Raw genomic sequence first — 15,727 nt, forward strand, 5'->3', positions numbered from 1 at the left:
CACAAGGTCCGTCGGTAACCGATCCGTCGGTGGCGGGCGGGTCGGCGCACGGCGAGGCTGCGCCCCTGCCGGACCGGCACGGCGCGGTGGCGCTGATCCTGGCGGACGAGCCGGGCATGGTCGAGGCCTTCATGGCCGCCATCGCCCGGGAGATCCCGGCCTACGCCAACCTCGACGCCCGCCAGCTCGAAGAGGTCCGCTCGATCATCGTCTGGACGCTCCGCCGGGTGCTCGAACTCTGGGCTGTGGACGGTGCGTTGGACGCCGAGGACATCCGGATGTTCCGCGGTGTCGGCGCGGTCCGGGCGCGCGACGCCCGTCCGCTGGCGGCTGTGCTGCGCGCCTACCGGGTGGCCGCGCTGGCCTTCTTCGAGCGGGTCGGCGAGCGCTTCGCCGACGCTGTCACCGTGCGCGACCTCAGCGCGCTCGCCCGGGTGTGGCTGACCGTGCTCGACCAGTCCTCCGAGGCGATCTTCGACGGCTACGAGTCCACCGGGCGCGGCCTCAGCGAGGACCGCGAACGCTCCCTGCGCGGCCTCCTCACCGACCTGCTGCTCGGCCGGCAGAGCCACGCCGGCACCCTGCGGGCGCGGCTGCGCGAACTCGACGCGGAACTGCCGGCCGCCTTCGACCTGATGGTGCTCTCCCCGGCGGCCACCGACCCGGAGAGCGCGGCGGCCCTGGTGGCCGCCGCCCTGGACGCCCGGGCCGCGGGGGAGGCGGCCGACCTCGAACTCACCTCGCTGCACACCACCATGGACGGCGTCGGGGTCGCCCTGGCCAAGGCCGTCGACGCGGCGGCGCTCGACCGCCTGGCGGCCGGGCACGGACTCACCGGCGCCCTGCTCACCGGGGTCACCGCCGCCACCGCGCCGCGCGCCTACCGGCTCGCCGTCCACGGCGTCCGGCACGCCTCGCCGCTGGTGTGGACCGAGCGCCGGGTGCTCGACCGCGGCGACCTGGAGGTGGTGGCCCTGGTGACCGGGCACCCGGACGCCGACCCCGCGCGGGTCACCGAAGCCGTGCTCGGCCGCCTCGCGCGGGACGAGTCCACCCGGCGGACGCTCGACACCGTGATCTACTCCGACGGCGCCGCCGGAGCGGCCGCCCGGCTGCACCTCCACCCGCAGACCGTCCGCTACCGGCTGCGCCGCCTGGCCGCCGTGACCGGCCGGGACCCACGGACCCCGTGGAACCGGTTCGTCTTCCAGACCGCCCTGTTGGCCGGTTAGGCCCTGTCCGCCCGAGCACGCGACCGCCGCCCGGTCTGCGCAGAGGCCCGGCCGGGTGGCCGCCCGTCCGCGCGGACCGGGCCGCAGGGGCGGACGGCCACCGGGCTCCGATGAGGAGCGGCACAAAAGGAGCGGTCCCGGAAGCGCAATGGCGTGAAGCGTCGCCGGACCGGCCGGGACACCGTGCGGCCACCATTCCGAATGCCCGGCAGCGGATGTCCTCTCAGGGGCCGACAAGTCCCGGCCCGCCATTCACCGCCGCCTCCGCCCGAGCGACCGGACAGCTCCCCGGCGGCCCGGCCGACGGGCGCTCCTGGCCACAGGATCCGCTGGTCGCGGGCGCGTTCGGGCGGCCGGCGGCGCCCCGGCCCGGGGCGGAGAGGGCGTATTCGCGGGGCTCGGGGAGCTGCCCGGCCGGCCGTTCCGGAATTCCCCGGAAAACCGCGGTGCCGGAAATCGAAGGCCACATCCGTGCCGGACAGTCAATATTTACTTTCCCGGAATTGCTCTGCATAGTGGTGGGTCGAATCGAGGAGGGGGTTCTTTCTTGTCGCAGATCCAGGGCAATGCCGTCCAGCAGGTGGAGCTGGAGCGGGTGCAGGTGTCCGTCATCGGCGAGCTGTTCGACGAGCGGCTCGCCGGGGCGCGGGCGCAGCTGGGCCGGGTGCTCGCGTCGGCGGCCGACAGCGCGGGCGAGGTGTACGAGCGGGAGGTGGCGGCCGGGCGACTGGCGGGCGAGGTGCGCCGGCTGGAGGGCGCCGAGGGAGGAATGGTCTTCGGCCGGATCGACCTCGCGGACGGGACGGTGCTGCGGATCGGGCGGCTGGGCCTGCAACGGGAGGAGGACGAGCTGCCGTTGCTGGTGGACTGGCGGGCGGAGACGGCGCGGGCCTTCTACGAGGCGACGCCGGTGCACCCGCTGGGGCTGCGCAGGCGCCGTCATCTGAGCCTGGCGGGCCGCACGGTGGTCGGGGTGAGCGACGAACTGCTGGACGGCTCGGAGCCGGCCCCCGGGGACGTCGTCGGTGACGGTCCGTTGGCGGCGGCGCTGCGGGAGCGGCGCACGGGTCGGATGGGGACGGCGGTCGCCACGCTCCAGGTGGAGCAGGACGCGATCGTCCGGTCGTCGCACCGCGGGGTGACGGTGGTGCAGGGCGGACCGGGCACCGGGAAGACGGTGGTGGCGCTGCACCGCGCCGCGTACGTGCTGTACGCGTTCCCGAAGGCGGCCGAGCGCGGCGTGCTGGTCCTGGGGCCGAACGCGCGCTTCCTGGAGTACATCTCCCAGGTGCTGCCCTCGCTCGGGGAGAACGACGTCGTCCTGGCGACGTGCGAGGAGCTGGCCGGCGTCCGGCCGGGTGCCGTGGACCGGTTCGGGGTGGCGCGCCTCAAGGGCGGTGCCGAACTGGCCGACGCGCTGGCCGGGTCGGTCCGCGCGCGGCAGGCACCCGGCGGGGACTTCACCGTCCGGGTCGGGCAGGAGTGGGTCCGCCTGGAGGAGGGGGAGGTCGCCGGGGTGCGCGAGGCGGCGCGGGCGAGCGGACTCGCCCACAACCGGGCGCGCCGGCTGTTCCTGGAGCTGCTGGTGGACGCCCTGACCGGCGCGCTGGCCCGTGGCACGGCCGAGGCGCTGGAGCGCATCGACGCCGAGGTCGCCCAGCTCACCGGAGTCGACTTCGACCGGATGGCGGCCCGGGACCTGCGCAACCTCGGTGTCGACGGCGAACCCTCCACCGGGGCCGACGAGTTCGACGCCGACGCGGTCCGGGCCGCGCTCCTGGACGACGCGCACCTGGACCGGGCCGTCGAGGAGATCTGGCCGCGGCTGGTGCCCGGCGGGGTCGTCGACGCCCTGCTGTCCGACGCCGACGCGCTGGCCGCGCACCTGCCGCACCTCACCGAGGACGAGCGGGCGTCGCTGCTGCGCACGCCCGGCGCGCCGTGGACCGAGGCCGACGTGCCGCTCCTCGACGAGGCGGCGGGCCTGGTCGACGGGCCGCCCGAGCAGGCCTTCGGGCACGTCGTCGTCGACGAGGCGCAGGAGCTGACGGCGATGCAGTGGCGGATGGTCGTGCGCCGGTGCCCGGGCCGGTCGATGACGCTGGTCGGTGACTTCGCGCAGGCGGGCCCGGCGGCGACCGCGCGGGACTGGAACGACGCGCTCGCCCCGCACCTCGGCCGGCGCTTCGACCTGCGGACGCTGACCGTCAGCTACCGGACCACGCAGGAGATCCTCGCCACCACCGGGGAACTGCTCCGCCGGATCGCCCCGGAACAGCCCCCGGTCCGGTCGATCCGTCACGGTGACGAGCCGCGGTCCGTCGCGGTGGCCCCGGAGCGGCTCGTCGGCGAACTCCTCCGCGAGCTGCGGGCGCAGTCCGCCGCGCATCCGGGCGAGCTGCTCGGAGTCGTCTGCGCGGACGGCCGGATGGCGGAACTGGCGGCTGCCGGGGTCGAGGAGTACGCCCGGCTGGTCCCGGCGTCGGAGGCGCGCGGCCTGGAGTTCGACGAGGCCGTCGTGGTGGACCCGGACGGGATCGTCGCGGCCCGGCCCGCGGGCGAACGGGACCTGTACGTCGCCCTGACCCGCGCCACCAAGCGGCTGTGCACGGTCGCCGTCCGCGGGGCAGGGGCGTAGCGGGCCCGAAGGGACTGCCTCAGCCGGCCGTGAGCCGCGCCCGGAGTTCCCGCTTGAGCAGCTTGCCGCTCTGGTTGCGCGGCAGTTCGGCGACGAAGACGACGCTCTTCGGCACCTTGAACGGCGCCAGCCGGCTCCGGACGTGGGCGACCAGCTCCGCCGCCGAGGGTGCGGCGGAGCCGGGCCGGAGCACCACGAAGGCGGTGACGGCCTCGATCCACGTGGGGTCGGGTGCGCCGATCACCGCGACCTCCGCGACGGCGGGGTGGCTGTAGAGGGCCTCCTCGACCTCCCGGGAGGCCACCAGCACCCCGCCGGTGTTGATCACGTCCTTGATCCGGTCGACCACGGTCAGGTAGCCGGCCGCGTCGGCGACGACCAGGTCCCCGGAGTGGAACCAGCCGCCCCGGAACGCCTCGGCGGTCAGCTCCGGCGCGTCCCAGTAGCCGAGGCACAACTGCGGGGAGCGGTAGACGATCTCGCCCGGGGTGCCGGGCGGCACCTCGGCGCCGTCCCGGTCGACGATCCGGGTCTCGACGAACAGCACCGGGCGGCCGCAGGAGGCCGGCCGGTCCGGGTGCTCCTCCGGGCGCAGCACGGTGGCCAGCGGGCCGATCTCGGACTGGCCGAAGCAGTTGTAGAAGCCGACCCGCGGGTAGCGGGCGCGCAGCCGGTCGAGCACCGCCACCGGCATGATCGAGGCGCCGTACTGGGCCTTGCGCAGCGAGGAGAGGTCGCGTCGGTCCAGGTCGGGGTGGTGGGCCAGCGGCACCCACACCGTCGGCGCCAGGAACAGCGAGCCGATCCGGTCGCTCTCGATCCGCCGGAGCAGTTCGGGGATGTCGGGCGCCTCCAGCAGCAGGACGGAGGCGCCGACCGCGAGGTAGGGGAGCAGGAAGACATGCAGGGCGGCCGAGTGGTAGAGCGGCATGCAGATCAGTGGCCGGTCGTCCTCGCGCAGGTCGAGGGCGTGGATGCTCGACAGGTAGGCGTGCACCAGGGCGCGGTGCGGCATCATCGCGCCCTTCGGCCGGGAGGTGGTCCCGGAGGTGTAGAGCAGCTGGGCGAGGTCGGTGTCGGCCACGCCGGTGCCGAGGTCGGGCACCGGGCCGTCCAGCGCGGCTTCGAGCAGCCCGGCCGGGTCGTCCCGCAGCGGTACCAGGTGTGCGACGCCCAGCCCGTCCCGGACCCGTTCGACCTCCGCCGCCAGCGCCGGGTCGGTGAGCACCGCGCGGCTTCCGGACTGGCCGAGCAGGTGGCGCAGCTCCTCGCCGGTCAGGGCGTGGTTGACCGGGACGTGCACCAGCCCGGCGCGGGCGCAGGCGAGGAAGGCGATCGCGTACGCGTCGGAGTTGCGTCCGTACGCGGCGACCCGGTCGCCGGGGCGCAGGCCCAGCCCGAGCAGGTGTCCGGCCGCCCGGCTGACCGCCTCGTCGAGCCGCCGGTACGTCCAGCCGCGGTCGCCGAAGGTGAGCGCGGTGCGGTCGGGCGCGCGGCGGGCGCTGCGGCGCAGCAGCCCGTCGACGGTGCCGGCCCGGGGGTCGTCGATCATGCTCGCCGTCTCGCTTCCGTGGTCGGTGCGGGGTGTAGGAGCAGCCTGCCCACTGCGGACGGTACGCACCAGGGCCCGGGGGTGTGGAGTGGGAGCGGCCGGGTAGGCGCGGCGGGTACCCACTGCTCCCGGGCGGGCTGCCACGACCCGCGCCGAATGGCGCCAAGAGCGTAACCGTTCGTATGCATCCACCCTGGGCCGGAGGAGAATCGACGATACGGGCGGGGAGTTCCGACCAGGAGGCCGGCCATGAAGAGCCTTGAACGCCGCTACGCGGTGACCCTGCCCGGGCCGATCGGCGGGCACGCCCCGCCGGACGTCGTCGTGGTGCGCGCCACCGGCACCCTGGGGCCCGGTGGCGGGCCGGTCTGGGCCAGCCCCGACGGCGGCCTCCGGGTGGAGATCACCGGCGAGGTGGCCACCGTCCTGGCGGCTCCGGACGGTGTGGTTGCGGACAGTGCCCTGCGGCACCCCTGTCTGCACGCCGTGCCCTTGCCCGACCGCGCCGTGCCGACTTCGGACCGCGCCGAGCGGCTGCCCATCGCGTCACGAGGGGCGTCACGAGGGGCGTGACGTCGGGTGTGACGCCGGGCGGGCCGCGGGGCGAGCCGCCGGGCGGATCAGGCCGGCGGGATCGGGCCGAGGTAGGTGCCGCCGGAGACGTCGACGGTCTGGCCGGTCACCCAGCGGCCCTGCGGTCCCGCCAGGAAGCCGACGACGTCCGCGACGTCCTCGGGCTGACCGATCCGGCCCAGCGCGGTGATCGACTCCAGCCCGGCCACCGCCTGCGGGGCGCTCGTCCACGCGGAGGTCATGTCGGTGAGGATCACGCCGGGGTTGACGGTGTTGACGGTGATCCCGCGCCGGCCGAGCTCATTGGCGAGCGGGGCGGCGAACGCCGCCAGCGCCGTCTTGCTGACGGTGTAGCCGAGCTGGAGCGGGGAGCTGATCCGGGTGGCCGCCGAGGCCACGTTGACGATCCGCCCGCCGTCCCGCAGCAGCGGCAGGGACCGCTGGATCACGAAGAGCGGGGCGCGCACGTTGATCGCCATCACCCGGTCGAACTCCTCCTCGGTGATCTGCCCGATCGAACCGGCCAGGTGGATGCCCGCGTTGTTGACCAGGATGTCCAGCCCGTCCTCGCCGTGCTCCGCCAGTCCGGCGCCGAGGCCCTCGAACAACCGGTCCAGCGCGTCGCTCTCGCCGAACCGGGCCCGCACCGCGAACGCCCGGCCGCCGGCCTTGGCGATCAGCCCCACGGTCTCCATGGCCGCCTGCTCGTCGCCGCCGTAGTGCACCGCGACCAACGCCCCGTCGGCCGCGAGCCGCAGTGCGACGGCCCGCCCGATCCCGCGTGAGCCGCCCGTCACCAGTGCCGTCCTGCCGTCCAGTTCGCCCATGGTCGACGCTCCCCTCGTGTCGCCCGGCCGACTCCGGGGCCGGGGCCGGGTCGCCGGCCCGATGCCGGACAACCCCTCATCCCTGCCCGGCGTCGGCGGGTTGATGCCGCCGCCCCGACTGTGCCGCGCCGACTGTGCCGCGCCGGTGTGCGGGGGCGTTCCGTCGGGTGTTCAACTGCGCTGCGGCAGCAGTTCGTTGCCTCTGGCCCGGCCCGGCCTGGCCCGGCCTGGCCTGGCCTGGCCTGGCCCGGTTCGGGCTCCGGGCACCCCGGGTGGAGTTCCCGTCCGGGGTCGCTCGGGGGCCGGAGCGTGCGGCCCGCGGGGGAGGACGGGCGGCGGTGGGCACACCGCGCGGCGATACTCCAGCGGGTATCGAGCATGGCCGCCGCTGGACAGTGCGAACAAACTGTCGGAAGGTTCCACGGCCGCAGTGCCGCCCCGACCAGACAGGAGCACGCGCGCCATGGACCAGATCACCCTCCCCGCTTTCCGGATGCCCTTCCCCTCCACCGGCGGCAACCCGTACCAGGACGAGGCGGGCTTACGGATGTGGGCCTGGGCCGAGGAGTTCGGCCTGTGCTCCTCACCCGAGGTGCGCCGCCGGATGCGACGCACCCAGTCCGAGCTGTGGTGCGCCCTGACCGACCCGACCGCCGAGGTGGGGCCGCTCACGCTGCGCTGCCAGTGGACGTTCTGGGCGTTCGTCGTCGACGACGCCTTCGACGACGACGGCTGCGGCCAGGACCTCGCCCGCAGCCGGGCGGCCATCGACGAACTGACCGGCGTCCTGAACGGTGGCCGGCGCCCCACCAGCCCGGCGGCGCTCGCCCTGGCCGACCTGTGGCAGCGCACCCGCGTCGGCCGGTCGCCCTCCTGGCACCGCACCTTCCGCGAGGACGTCACCGCCTGGCTGTGGACGTACTGGCGCGAGGCCGTGGAACGCGGCGCCGGCCACACCCCGCTGCCCGAGGACTACCTCACCCACCGCCGGCACTCGATCGGCATGGGGATGTTCCTGGACCTCTTCGAGACCCCGCCGGCCATCGACCTGCCCGACCACATGCGCCGCCTGCCCGCGCTGGTCGCCCTGCGCGGCGCGGTGGTCGACCACATCGCCCTCTACAACGACATCTGCTCGGCCCGGAAGGAGGGTGCGGCCGGCTACTACCACAACGCCGTCTTCGTCCTGCGCCACCACCAGGGCGGGACGGTGCAGGAGGCCGTCACCCAGGTCGACGCCCTGCGGGCCGCCTGCGTCGAACGGGCCGTCAGCGCCGAACGGCAGCTGCCCGCGCAACTGGCCGCCGCCGGCGCCACCCAGCCGATCCGCGCCGCGGTGCAGCTCTACGCCGAGCACCACCGCTCCCTGCTGCGCGGCGACTTCGAGTACCACGCCCGTGCCGAGCGCTACCGGCCGGACCCGGAGGCGGTGCCCGCGCCGAGCGGGGCGACCGGGTCGGACGTCTTCACTCCCCGGTAGCGGGCGCGGGTCGCGCGGGACGCGCCGCCCGGGCCGCCCGGGCGGATCCGGCCGACAAGCGGTCGGTCCACGATGGATTCGATCGACCCGTTCGATTCAACGAACCTGTTCGTCCCCGGTGCGACCGAGGCCGGTGCGGATGACCTCGGCCGGCGGCCGGCTTGCCTTCCGGGGTCTGCGCCCGGGCAGACGCAACTTCTTCGCATTAAGCTGTGCGCATGACTTCCCGAGCGACCACACGCCCCGGCGGGCGCAGCGCCCGCGTCCAGCAGTCCGTGCACCAGGCCGTCCGTGACCTGGAGGCGGAGGTGGGGCGGGAGGCGCTCACCGTGCCGCTGATCGCCGCCCGCGCGGGGGTGACGCCGTCGACGGTCTACCGGCGCTGGGGGGACCTGCGGGAACTGCTGTCCGACGTGGCCGTCGAGCGGCTGCGTCCCGACACCCCGCCGGCCGATCACGGCAGCCTGCGGGCGGACCTGGAGGCGTGGGCCGTGCAGTTCGCTGAGGAGATGGACTCGACGGCGGGCCGCACCTACATCCGCGACGCCCTGCTGGGCGACCCCGAGCAGGGCAACGCGGCCCGCTGCTCCGACTACGCCGCCGAGCAGTTGAAGGCCGTCGGCGTGCGCGCGGCCGGGCGGGGGGAGGCCGTGCCCGACGTGGAGACCCTGCTGGACGTCCTCGTCGCCCCCCTGATGTACCGCATCCTGTTCCGTTCCTCGGACCTCTCCAGGGCCTACACCGACCGCCTGGTCGCGGCGGCGCTCGGCCGCACCGCGCCTCCTTCGGCACCTAAAAGCTAAATATTTGCGTCTTGGGGGCCTGGGTGCCTAGAGTGCTTAACGCAAAGCATTCGCCTTAAGGCTCAGAGGTGCTTCCATGACCAGCGTCACCGCCCTGCCGTCCCGCCCCCGCCACCTGCCGGTGCTGAGCCACCACGGCGCCTTCCGGCTGCACGCCTCGGTCCTGGTCGCGCTGCTGGCCGCCTCCAGCGCACCGACCCCGCTCTACGCGCTCTACCAGAACGCCTGGCACTTCTCGGCCATGACGCTCACCGTCGTGTTCAGCGCCTACGCGCTCGCCCTGCTGGTGGCACTGCTGACGGCGGGCACGCTCTCGGAGCACCTGGGCCGGCGCCCGGTCCTCGCCGGGGCGCTGCTGGCCGAAGCCGCCGCGATGGCCGTCTTCGCCACCGCCCAGGGGGTGCCGGCGCTGATCGCCGCCCGGATCCTCCAGGGCCTGGCCACCGGCGTGGCCACCAGCGCGGCCGGAGCCGCCCTGCTCGACTTCGAGGACCCCGACCACCCCGGCCGGGCGACGGTCACCAACGGCATCACCCCCGTGGCAGGCATGGCGGTCGGCGTGCTGGCCGCCACCGCCCTGGCGCAGTACGCCCCCGCCCCCACCCGCACCGTCTACCTGCTGCTGCTCCTGCTCTTCACCGCGCAGGCCGCCGCCGTCCTGCGCACCCCCGAGACCGCCCGCCCCCACCCCGGGGCCTGGCGCTCACTGCGCCCCGCGATCGCCGTCGCCCCCGCCTCCCGGCCCGCCATGGCGCTCGCCGCGCCCGGCATCGTCGCCGCCTGGGCGCTGGGCGGCTTCTACTCCTCCCTCGGCCCCTCGCTCGCCCGGCTCATCGACCCGCACGCCGCCCGCGCCACCGGCGGCCTGGTCTTCCTCACCCTGACGGCCGCGGCCGGCCTCGCCGGCCACACCGCCCGGGCCCTGCCCGCCCGCACCGTGAGCCTGGCCGGCACCGCGCTCCTGATACCGGGGGTCCTGCTGACCCTGAGCGGCCCCCAGCTGCACAGCCTGCCCGCCCTGTTCGCCGGCACCGCCCTGGCCGGCGCGGGGTTCGGCGCCGTCACCCAGGGCGCCCTGCGCCTGCTGCTGCCCCCGGCCGCCCCGGACGAACGCGCCGGCACGCTCGCCGCCTACTACGTCCTCAGCTACCTGGCCATGAGCGTCCCCGCCGTCCTCGCCGGCCTGCTGACCAACCGCTACGGCCTGCGGACCGCCCTCTCGCTCTACGCCGTGACGGTCGTCCTACTGGCCCTGATCGGCCTCACCCGCGCCGCGCGGCGGCCGCGCACCGCCTGACCACGACCAGCCCTCCCGCCCCGCCCCGCCGAAAGGACCACCGATGAGCACCACCACACCCCGCCCGGCCGCCCCCGCCACGAGCACGGGATGGAGCCTCGGCGACATCGCCGTACACCGCGTCGACGAGATCGAACTGCCGCGCCAGACCGGACCCTGGCTGCTGCCGGACGCCACCAGGGAAGTGCTGGACGAGGCGTCGTGGCTGCGCCCCGACTTCGCCGACGCCGACGTCCCCCGCCTGGCGAGCCACAGCTTCGCGGTGGAGGCCGGCGGACTGCGGATCGTCGTGGACACCGGCATCGGCAACGCCAAGCCGCGCGCCAACCCGGCCTGGAACGGCCTGGACACCGACTTCCCGCAGCGCCTGGCGGCGGCCGGCTTCCCGCCCGAGTCCGTGGACCTGGTGATCACCACGCACCTGCACACCGACCACGTCGGCTGGAACACCCGCCTCGCCGGCCAGGACTGGGTCCCCACCTTCCCCAACGCCCGCTACCTCACCAGCCGCACCGAATGGGACCACTGGGCCGCCACCGACCTGGACGAGGCCCGCACCCAGATGTTCCGCGACTCCGTCACCCCCGTCCGCGACGCCGGACAGTACGACCTCGTGGACGTGCCCGAGCAGGGGCGCGAGGTCGCGCCGGGCGTCCTCCTGGTCCCCGCCCCGGGCCACACCCCGGGGCAGGTCGCCGTGGAGCTGCGCGGCAGCGACCGCCGCGCGCTGATCACCGGCGACAGCATCCACCACCCCGTGCAGCTGTCCCACCCCCACGTGAACAGCTGCGTCGACATCGACCCCGCCCAGGCGGTCCGCACCCGCGCCCGGCTGCTCGACGCCCTGGCGGACACCGACGCGCTGCTCCTGGGCACCCACTTCCCGCGGCCCACGGCCGGCACCGTCCGCCGGGAGAACGGCCGCTACCGGCTGCACGCCGAGCCGGGCACCGGGATCCCGGCCACTGCGGCCTGACCGCGCGCCCGGCCCCCGGCCGCCCCCGAGTCGCTCCACCCCCGACCGAGAAGGAGAACCTCCGTGCCCGCCGTCGCACTCACACCACCGGAGGCGGCCCGCTGGGCCGCCCGCGCCGGACTCGTGCTGCCCGCCGAGCGCCACGCCGCGGTCGCCGCGGTCGCCGACCACATCCACGGCGTGGTCGCCGTGCTGCGCGAGCTGGACTTCGCGGACGTCCCGCCCGCCGCCGCCTACCGTGCCGCCGCCCCTCACGCCGCCTCCCACCACTCCGCAGAGGAGAAGCCCGATGCAGCCGTATGAGCTGTCCCTCGCCGCCGCTGCGGACGCGATCCGCGCCCGGCGACTGTCCCCCGTCGAACTGGTCGACTCCGTCCTCGAACGCATCGAGACGGTGGAGCCGCACCTCGGCGCCTACGTCACGGTCGCCGCGGAGCAGGCGCGCCGGGCGGCGCGTGAAGCCGAACACGAAGCGGCACACGGCCGTTACCGGGGACCGCTGCACGGCATCCCGATGGGGCTCAAGGACCTGATCGACGTCGGCGGGATGGCCACCACGGCCAGCTCCCGGGTCCGCGCCGACCACCGCGCGGCAGCGGACAGCACGGTCGCCGCGCGCCTGAGCGCAGCCGGCGCGATCCTGCTCGGCAAGACCCACACCCACGAGTTCGCGTTCGGCCTGACCACCCCGCAGACCCGCAACGCCTGGGACGGCGGCCGGGTCGCCGGCGGCTCCAGCGGAGGCTCCGCGGTCGCCGTCGCGTCGGGCACCGCGACCTTCGCCCTGGGCACCGACACCGGCGGCTCGATCCGGGTGCCCGCCGCGCTCAACGGGGTGGTCGGGCTCAAGCCGACCTACGGTCTCGTCCCCCGGCACGGCGTCACCTCCCTGTCCTGGTCGCTGGACCACGTCGGCCCGATCACCCGCACCACCGAGGACGCGGCCCTGGTGCTGACCGCGCTGGCCGGACACGATCCGCGCGACCCCGCCTCGCTGCCCGGGCCCGCCGCGGACTACCGGCCCGGCGCCGGCCCCGACCTGACGGGGCTGCGCGTCGGTCTGCCGCGCACCTACTACTTCGACCACGTCCACCCGCAGGTGGAGACCGCCGTCCGGCACGCCATCGGGCAGCTGGAAGCCCTGGGCGCACAGCTCGTCGAGGTCGACATCCCGATGACCCGCTACATCCAGGCCACCCAGTGGGGCCTGATGGTGCCGGAGGCCGGGGCCTACCACGAAGGCAGCCTGCGCGCGGTCCCCGAGCTGTACCAGGACGACGTCCGGATCCTCCTGGAGGCGAGCGAGTTGATGAGCGCCGGCGACTACCTGCGCGCGCAGCGCTCCCGCACGCTCATGCGCGCCGAGTGGGCGCGGATGCTGGAGGAGGTCGACGTGATCGCCGCCCCGAGCGTCCCGATGACCGCGGTCGGAGCCGAGGAGGCGACGGTCACCTGGCCCGACGGCACCGTCGAGGGCGTCTCCGACGCTTACGTACGCCTCTGCGCCCCCGCCAACATCACCGGAGTGCCCGCCCTCACCGTTCCGGTCGGCCACGACTCCGCGGGCCTGCCCATCGGCATGCAGCTGCTCGGCCGGCCCCTCGGCGAGCCCGCCCTCCTGCGGGTCGGCCACGCCTACGAGCAGACGCGGCCGGCCCGGACACTCGCCACCGCGGCCTGAGCGCCCGGCCCAGCCCGGCGCCGGGCCGGGCGCTCGATGGCCCGCTGGGCGCGCTGGGCGGCGACGCGGACGCGGGTGGCGCAGCGCGGGGTGCGGCGCACCGGCCCCAGGCACAGGCACAGGCGCAGCTGCCCCGTTCGCCGAGCCACAGGCCGAGGGCGAGCGCGGCGGTGGAGGGCAGCCAGTGGGTGAGGCCGGCGTCGGCCCCCACACCGCCACCGCCGCCGGCCTTCCCCTCGCCCTGCGCCCCCTTCCGCCGCACCGTCTGCGGCCCGTCGCCCTCCCCCCGGCCGGCGCGGCCCTCGTCCGCCCCGACGGCCACACCGCCTGGCACGCCCCCGCCCGGGCCCCGACGGCACCCAACTGCCGGCCGTACTTCGGCAGATCATCGCTCAGCCGTCCGTCGGCAGCCCGGGCCGGGGGCGTGGCCGGAACTGCGGTACGGCGGCCGGGGGGTGGGGGCCGCTCGGGGGTGGAGTGTTGCGGGGCTGTTGCAGGGGGAGTGACGCGGGTCACGGTGGGGTGGGGTGGGGTGGTTCGTGGTCGGATGGTCGGATGGATGAGTGGGAGAAGGCCGGTCCGTCGCCGGTGCGGCAGAGGGTGGCCGCGGTGGCCGCGGTGGTTGCCGTGGTGCTGCTCGCGGGGTGCGGGAGCCGGGTGGTGGGGGCGGCCGGGGGGCCTTCGGCGGCCGGGAGTGCGGGGCCGTGCGGGGTGGTGTCGGCGTCGCCGGCGGCGGTGGCGAAGGACGGGGTGCGGATCACGGCGGTGAGTCCGGTGTGTGCGTCGTACGAGGTGACCAACGGGGGTGGCGAGGCGTCGGACGTCACGGTGGTGTTCAGCCGGACGGGGGCGTCCGGGGGTGCCTTGGACAACGTGACCAGGACGGTGGAGGGGCTCGCGCCGGGGGCGACCGAGACGGGGCGGGTCGAACTCGCCGGGAACGCCTCGGGGGTGAAGGTGCTCCAGGTGCGCAGTGTGCCGAGCGCCGAGGCTTCGCGGGCGGACGGGCCGTGCCCGGCCTCCGGGGTGCGGGTGAGCACGGACACCGGGGACGCGGCGATGGGCTTGCGGGTGGTCGGTCTGCACCTGAGCAACTGCGGGACGGCCGCGGTGACCGTGAACGGCTACCCGGAGCTGCAGTTGCTCGACGTGGGGCACCAGCCGGTCGACGGGGTGCGGATCCTGCGCGGTGGCGCCGAGATCGCCGGCGGGACCGGTGCGGACGACCCGCCGCGGGCGATCGCGCTGAACCCGGGGGAGGGCGCCCGCAGCACGCTGGTGTGGCGCAACACCAGCGAGGCGGGAGCGGGCGACCCGGTGGACGCCCCGTACGTACGGGTGCGCGCCACGCCGGGTGCCGCGCCCGTGACGGTCGTTCCGGAGCTGGACCTGGGCACCACCGGGCGCCTCGGGGTCGGCGCCTGGGTCAGGGAGGACGGGCCGCCGCCGGCGACCAGGCCGCCGGCGGGCGTGATCACGACTCCGCCGACAGGTCCTGGTAGGTGAACTCGTTGACCGGCCCGGTCGGGGAGGAGTAGCCGCCGGACAGCACGGTGACGTTGACGGTGCTGGGCTTGCCGGGGCCGATGGTCGGGGCGGGCGCGGTGGCGACGATCTCGTACGGCGGGTTGACCTGCGGGGACGGGGCCGGGTCGGCGCCGAAGAAGACCTGGGCGTCGGTGCCGAAGTTCACGCCGGTGATGGTGACCTGGTCACCCTTGCGGCCGGCGTCCGGGGCGAGACCGGTGACCATCACCGGCGCCGGGCCGCCGTAGGCGAACTGGCCGAAGGGGACGGCCGGCGAGGTGCCGAGGTCGGTGGTGACCCGGACGGGGACCACGCCGACGCCCGGGGGCGCGTAGAGGCTGATCGCCAGTCCGTCGCCGCTCATTACGACCTCCTGGCAGGGGACTTCACCGAAGTCGACCGCCGTGCCCACCCCGAAGCCGCTCCCGGCCACGGCCAGCGCGCTGCCGCTGTCGCCGGAGTTGCGGGAGAGCGCCCGCACCACCGGCCCGGCCGGCACGTCGGGGGCACCGAGCAGGCCCAGGTAGGTGGAGTCGGCGTGCTGGAAGGCGAGTTGGCCGATGAAGTCCGGGAGCGACTTCTTGACGAAGGCCGGGTCGTGGGTGGTGTCGTAGTCGATGGTCAGCGGCATGTGCGTGCCGGGCTGTTCGTAGCTGTTGGGGCCGGGCAGGCCGGCGATCGCCGAGATGACGGTGGTGACGTCGCGGTCCGCTGCCGGGCCCGGGGGAGTCGGGTACCACTTCGTGGCGCAGTCGAGGTCGGTCCAGGCGAGCGGCACGATGTCGTAGGGGTTGGAGGGCGGCGCCGGAGTGCGGTTGGTGCCGCGCGCGTTCCGGCTGCTGGACCGGCTCGGGGTCGGCGACGCCGTCCGCGAACGGTCGCTGGTCATCGACGGGTTCCGCGTCATGGACGGCTCCACCGGGGAACTGGTCAGCTCGATCGCGCTGCCCGACCGGCACGGCGGCGGCCGGGCGGCCCACGCGACCGCCCACCGGCTGGACGTGTACGAGCCGCTGCTGGAGGCCTGCTGGGAGCTGGACGACGTCCGCCTGTGCGCCGACAGCCGGGTGGTCGGCTACACGGAGCACGGCGAATCGGTGGTGGCCACCCTCGCCGACGGGCGCAGCGTCACCGGCGACGC

14 protein-coding genes are annotated in these 15,727 nt (G+C 75.3%); 10 read left to right on the plus strand and 4 right to left on the minus strand.

The window, feature by feature from the left end; all coding sequences use genetic code 11:
* Positions 1–29: 29 nt before the first annotated feature.
* On the plus strand, positions 30–1,232 hold the full coding sequence (locus tag ACZ3YL_RS14925; RefSeq protein ID WP_188302517.1) for an RsbRD N-terminal domain-containing protein: 1,203 nt from the start codon (positions 30–32) through the stop codon (positions 1,230–1,232).
* A 547-nt stretch (positions 1,233–1,779) separates the two neighbouring features.
* On the plus strand, positions 1,780–3,870 hold the full coding sequence (locus tag ACZ3YL_RS14930) for a HelD family protein (RefSeq protein ID WP_465657558.1): 2,091 nt from the start codon (positions 1,780–1,782) through the stop codon (positions 3,868–3,870).
* A gap of 19 nt (positions 3,871–3,889) precedes the next feature.
* Here the strand turns inward: ACZ3YL_RS14930 and ACZ3YL_RS14935 are convergent, their stop codons facing one another.
* On the minus strand, positions 3,890–5,422 hold the full coding sequence (locus tag ACZ3YL_RS14935) for an acyl-CoA synthetase (RefSeq protein ID WP_465657560.1): 1,533 nt from the start codon (positions 5,420–5,422) through the stop codon (positions 3,890–3,892).
* 249 nt (positions 5,423–5,671) lie between these two features.
* Here ACZ3YL_RS14935 and ACZ3YL_RS14940 point away from each other — a divergent pair, with 249 nt between their 5' ends.
* Positions 5,672–5,995, plus strand: coding sequence for a DUF6296 family protein (locus tag ACZ3YL_RS14940; protein ID WP_188302515.1), 324 nt, complete (start codon positions 5,672–5,674; stop codon positions 5,993–5,995).
* 47 nt (positions 5,996–6,042) lie between these two features.
* On the opposite strand, the gene ACZ3YL_RS14945 is transcribed toward ACZ3YL_RS14940, so the two are convergent.
* A complete protein-coding gene (locus ACZ3YL_RS14945) occupies positions 6,043–6,822 on the minus strand; it encodes an SDR family oxidoreductase (protein WP_465657562.1) in 780 nt (259 codons plus the stop codon).
* A 463-nt stretch (positions 6,823–7,285) separates the two neighbouring features.
* On the opposite strand from ACZ3YL_RS14945, the gene ACZ3YL_RS14950 reads away from it, so the two are divergent.
* From ACZ3YL_RS14950 to ACZ3YL_RS14975, 6 genes are all read left to right on the plus strand, one after another.
* Entirely contained in the window at positions 7,286–8,302 is a 1,017-nt protein-coding gene (locus ACZ3YL_RS14950; protein ID WP_465657563.1) for a terpene synthase family protein, read from the plus strand.
* A 218-nt stretch (positions 8,303–8,520) separates the two neighbouring features.
* Positions 8,521–9,105 (plus strand): TetR/AcrR family transcriptional regulator, encoded by a 585-nt coding sequence (locus tag ACZ3YL_RS14955; protein WP_465657565.1) that lies wholly within the window; start codon positions 8,521–8,523, stop codon positions 9,103–9,105.
* A 76-nt stretch (positions 9,106–9,181) separates the two neighbouring features.
* Positions 9,182–10,402 (plus strand): MFS transporter, encoded by a 1,221-nt coding sequence (locus ACZ3YL_RS14960; RefSeq protein WP_465657567.1) that lies wholly within the window; start codon positions 9,182–9,184, stop codon positions 10,400–10,402.
* 43 nt (positions 10,403–10,445) lie between these two features.
* A complete protein-coding gene (locus tag ACZ3YL_RS14965; RefSeq protein ID WP_188302511.1) occupies positions 10,446–11,378 on the plus strand; it encodes an MBL fold metallo-hydrolase in 933 nt (310 codons plus the stop codon).
* Between the two features lie 63 nt (positions 11,379–11,441).
* Entirely contained in the window at positions 11,442–11,681 is a 240-nt protein-coding gene (locus ACZ3YL_RS14970) for a hypothetical protein (RefSeq protein ID WP_188302510.1), read from the plus strand.
* Positions 11,668–13,059, plus strand: coding sequence for an amidase (locus ACZ3YL_RS14975; protein ID WP_465657569.1), 1,392 nt, complete (start codon positions 11,668–11,670; stop codon positions 13,057–13,059). The genes ACZ3YL_RS14970 and ACZ3YL_RS14975 overlap by 14 nt, the downstream gene beginning before the upstream one ends.
* A gap of 512 nt (positions 13,060–13,571) precedes the next feature.
* Here ACZ3YL_RS14975 and ACZ3YL_RS14980 read toward each other — a convergent pair.
* Complete coding sequence (locus ACZ3YL_RS14980) at positions 13,572–14,105, minus strand: hypothetical protein (RefSeq protein WP_465657571.1); 534 nt, start codon at positions 14,103–14,105, stop codon at positions 13,572–13,574.
* Between ACZ3YL_RS14980 and ACZ3YL_RS14985 the strand changes: the two genes are divergently transcribed.
* Positions 14,092–14,565 (plus strand): DUF4232 domain-containing protein, encoded by a 474-nt coding sequence (locus ACZ3YL_RS14985; RefSeq protein WP_465657573.1) that lies wholly within the window; start codon positions 14,092–14,094, stop codon positions 14,563–14,565. The genes ACZ3YL_RS14980 and ACZ3YL_RS14985 overlap by 14 nt on opposite strands.
* Here ACZ3YL_RS14985 and ACZ3YL_RS14990 read toward each other — a convergent pair.
* Positions 14,534–15,493, minus strand: a complete 960-nt coding sequence (locus ACZ3YL_RS14990; RefSeq protein WP_465657574.1) for an IPT/TIG domain-containing protein — start codon at positions 15,491–15,493, stop codon at positions 14,534–14,536. The two genes, ACZ3YL_RS14985 and ACZ3YL_RS14990, sit on opposite strands and share 32 nt — an antisense overlap.
* Positions 15,494–15,727 lie beyond the last annotated feature (234 nt).

This window comes from Kitasatospora sp. NPDC023176, from assembly GCF_055560495.1.

Coding starts and splice junctions, on each gene's coding strand:
- ACZ3YL_RS14945 (WP_465657562.1), bottom strand. CDS start 6,822: ATGGGCGAACTGGACGGCAGGACGGCACTGGTGACGGGCGGCTCACGC.
- ACZ3YL_RS14975 (WP_465657569.1), top strand. CDS start 11,668: ATGCAGCCGTATGAGCTGTCCCTCGCCGCCGCTGCGGACGCGATCCGC.
- ACZ3YL_RS14955 (WP_465657565.1), top strand. CDS start 8,521: ATGACTTCCCGAGCGACCACACGCCCCGGCGGGCGCAGCGCCCGCGTC.
- ACZ3YL_RS14965 (WP_188302511.1), top strand. CDS start 10,446: ATGAGCACCACCACACCCCGCCCGGCCGCCCCCGCCACGAGCACGGGA.
- ACZ3YL_RS14990 (WP_465657574.1), bottom strand. CDS start 15,493: ATGACGCGGAACCCGTCGATGACCAGCGACCGTTCGCGGACGGCGTCG.
- ACZ3YL_RS14940 (WP_188302515.1), top strand. CDS start 5,672: ATGAAGAGCCTTGAACGCCGCTACGCGGTGACCCTGCCCGGGCCGATC.
- ACZ3YL_RS14960 (WP_465657567.1), top strand. CDS start 9,182: ATGACCAGCGTCACCGCCCTGCCGTCCCGCCCCCGCCACCTGCCGGTG.
- ACZ3YL_RS14950 (WP_465657563.1), top strand. CDS start 7,286: ATGGACCAGATCACCCTCCCCGCTTTCCGGATGCCCTTCCCCTCCACC.
- ACZ3YL_RS14935 (WP_465657560.1), bottom strand. CDS start 5,422: ATGATCGACGACCCCCGGGCCGGCACCGTCGACGGGCTGCTGCGCCGC.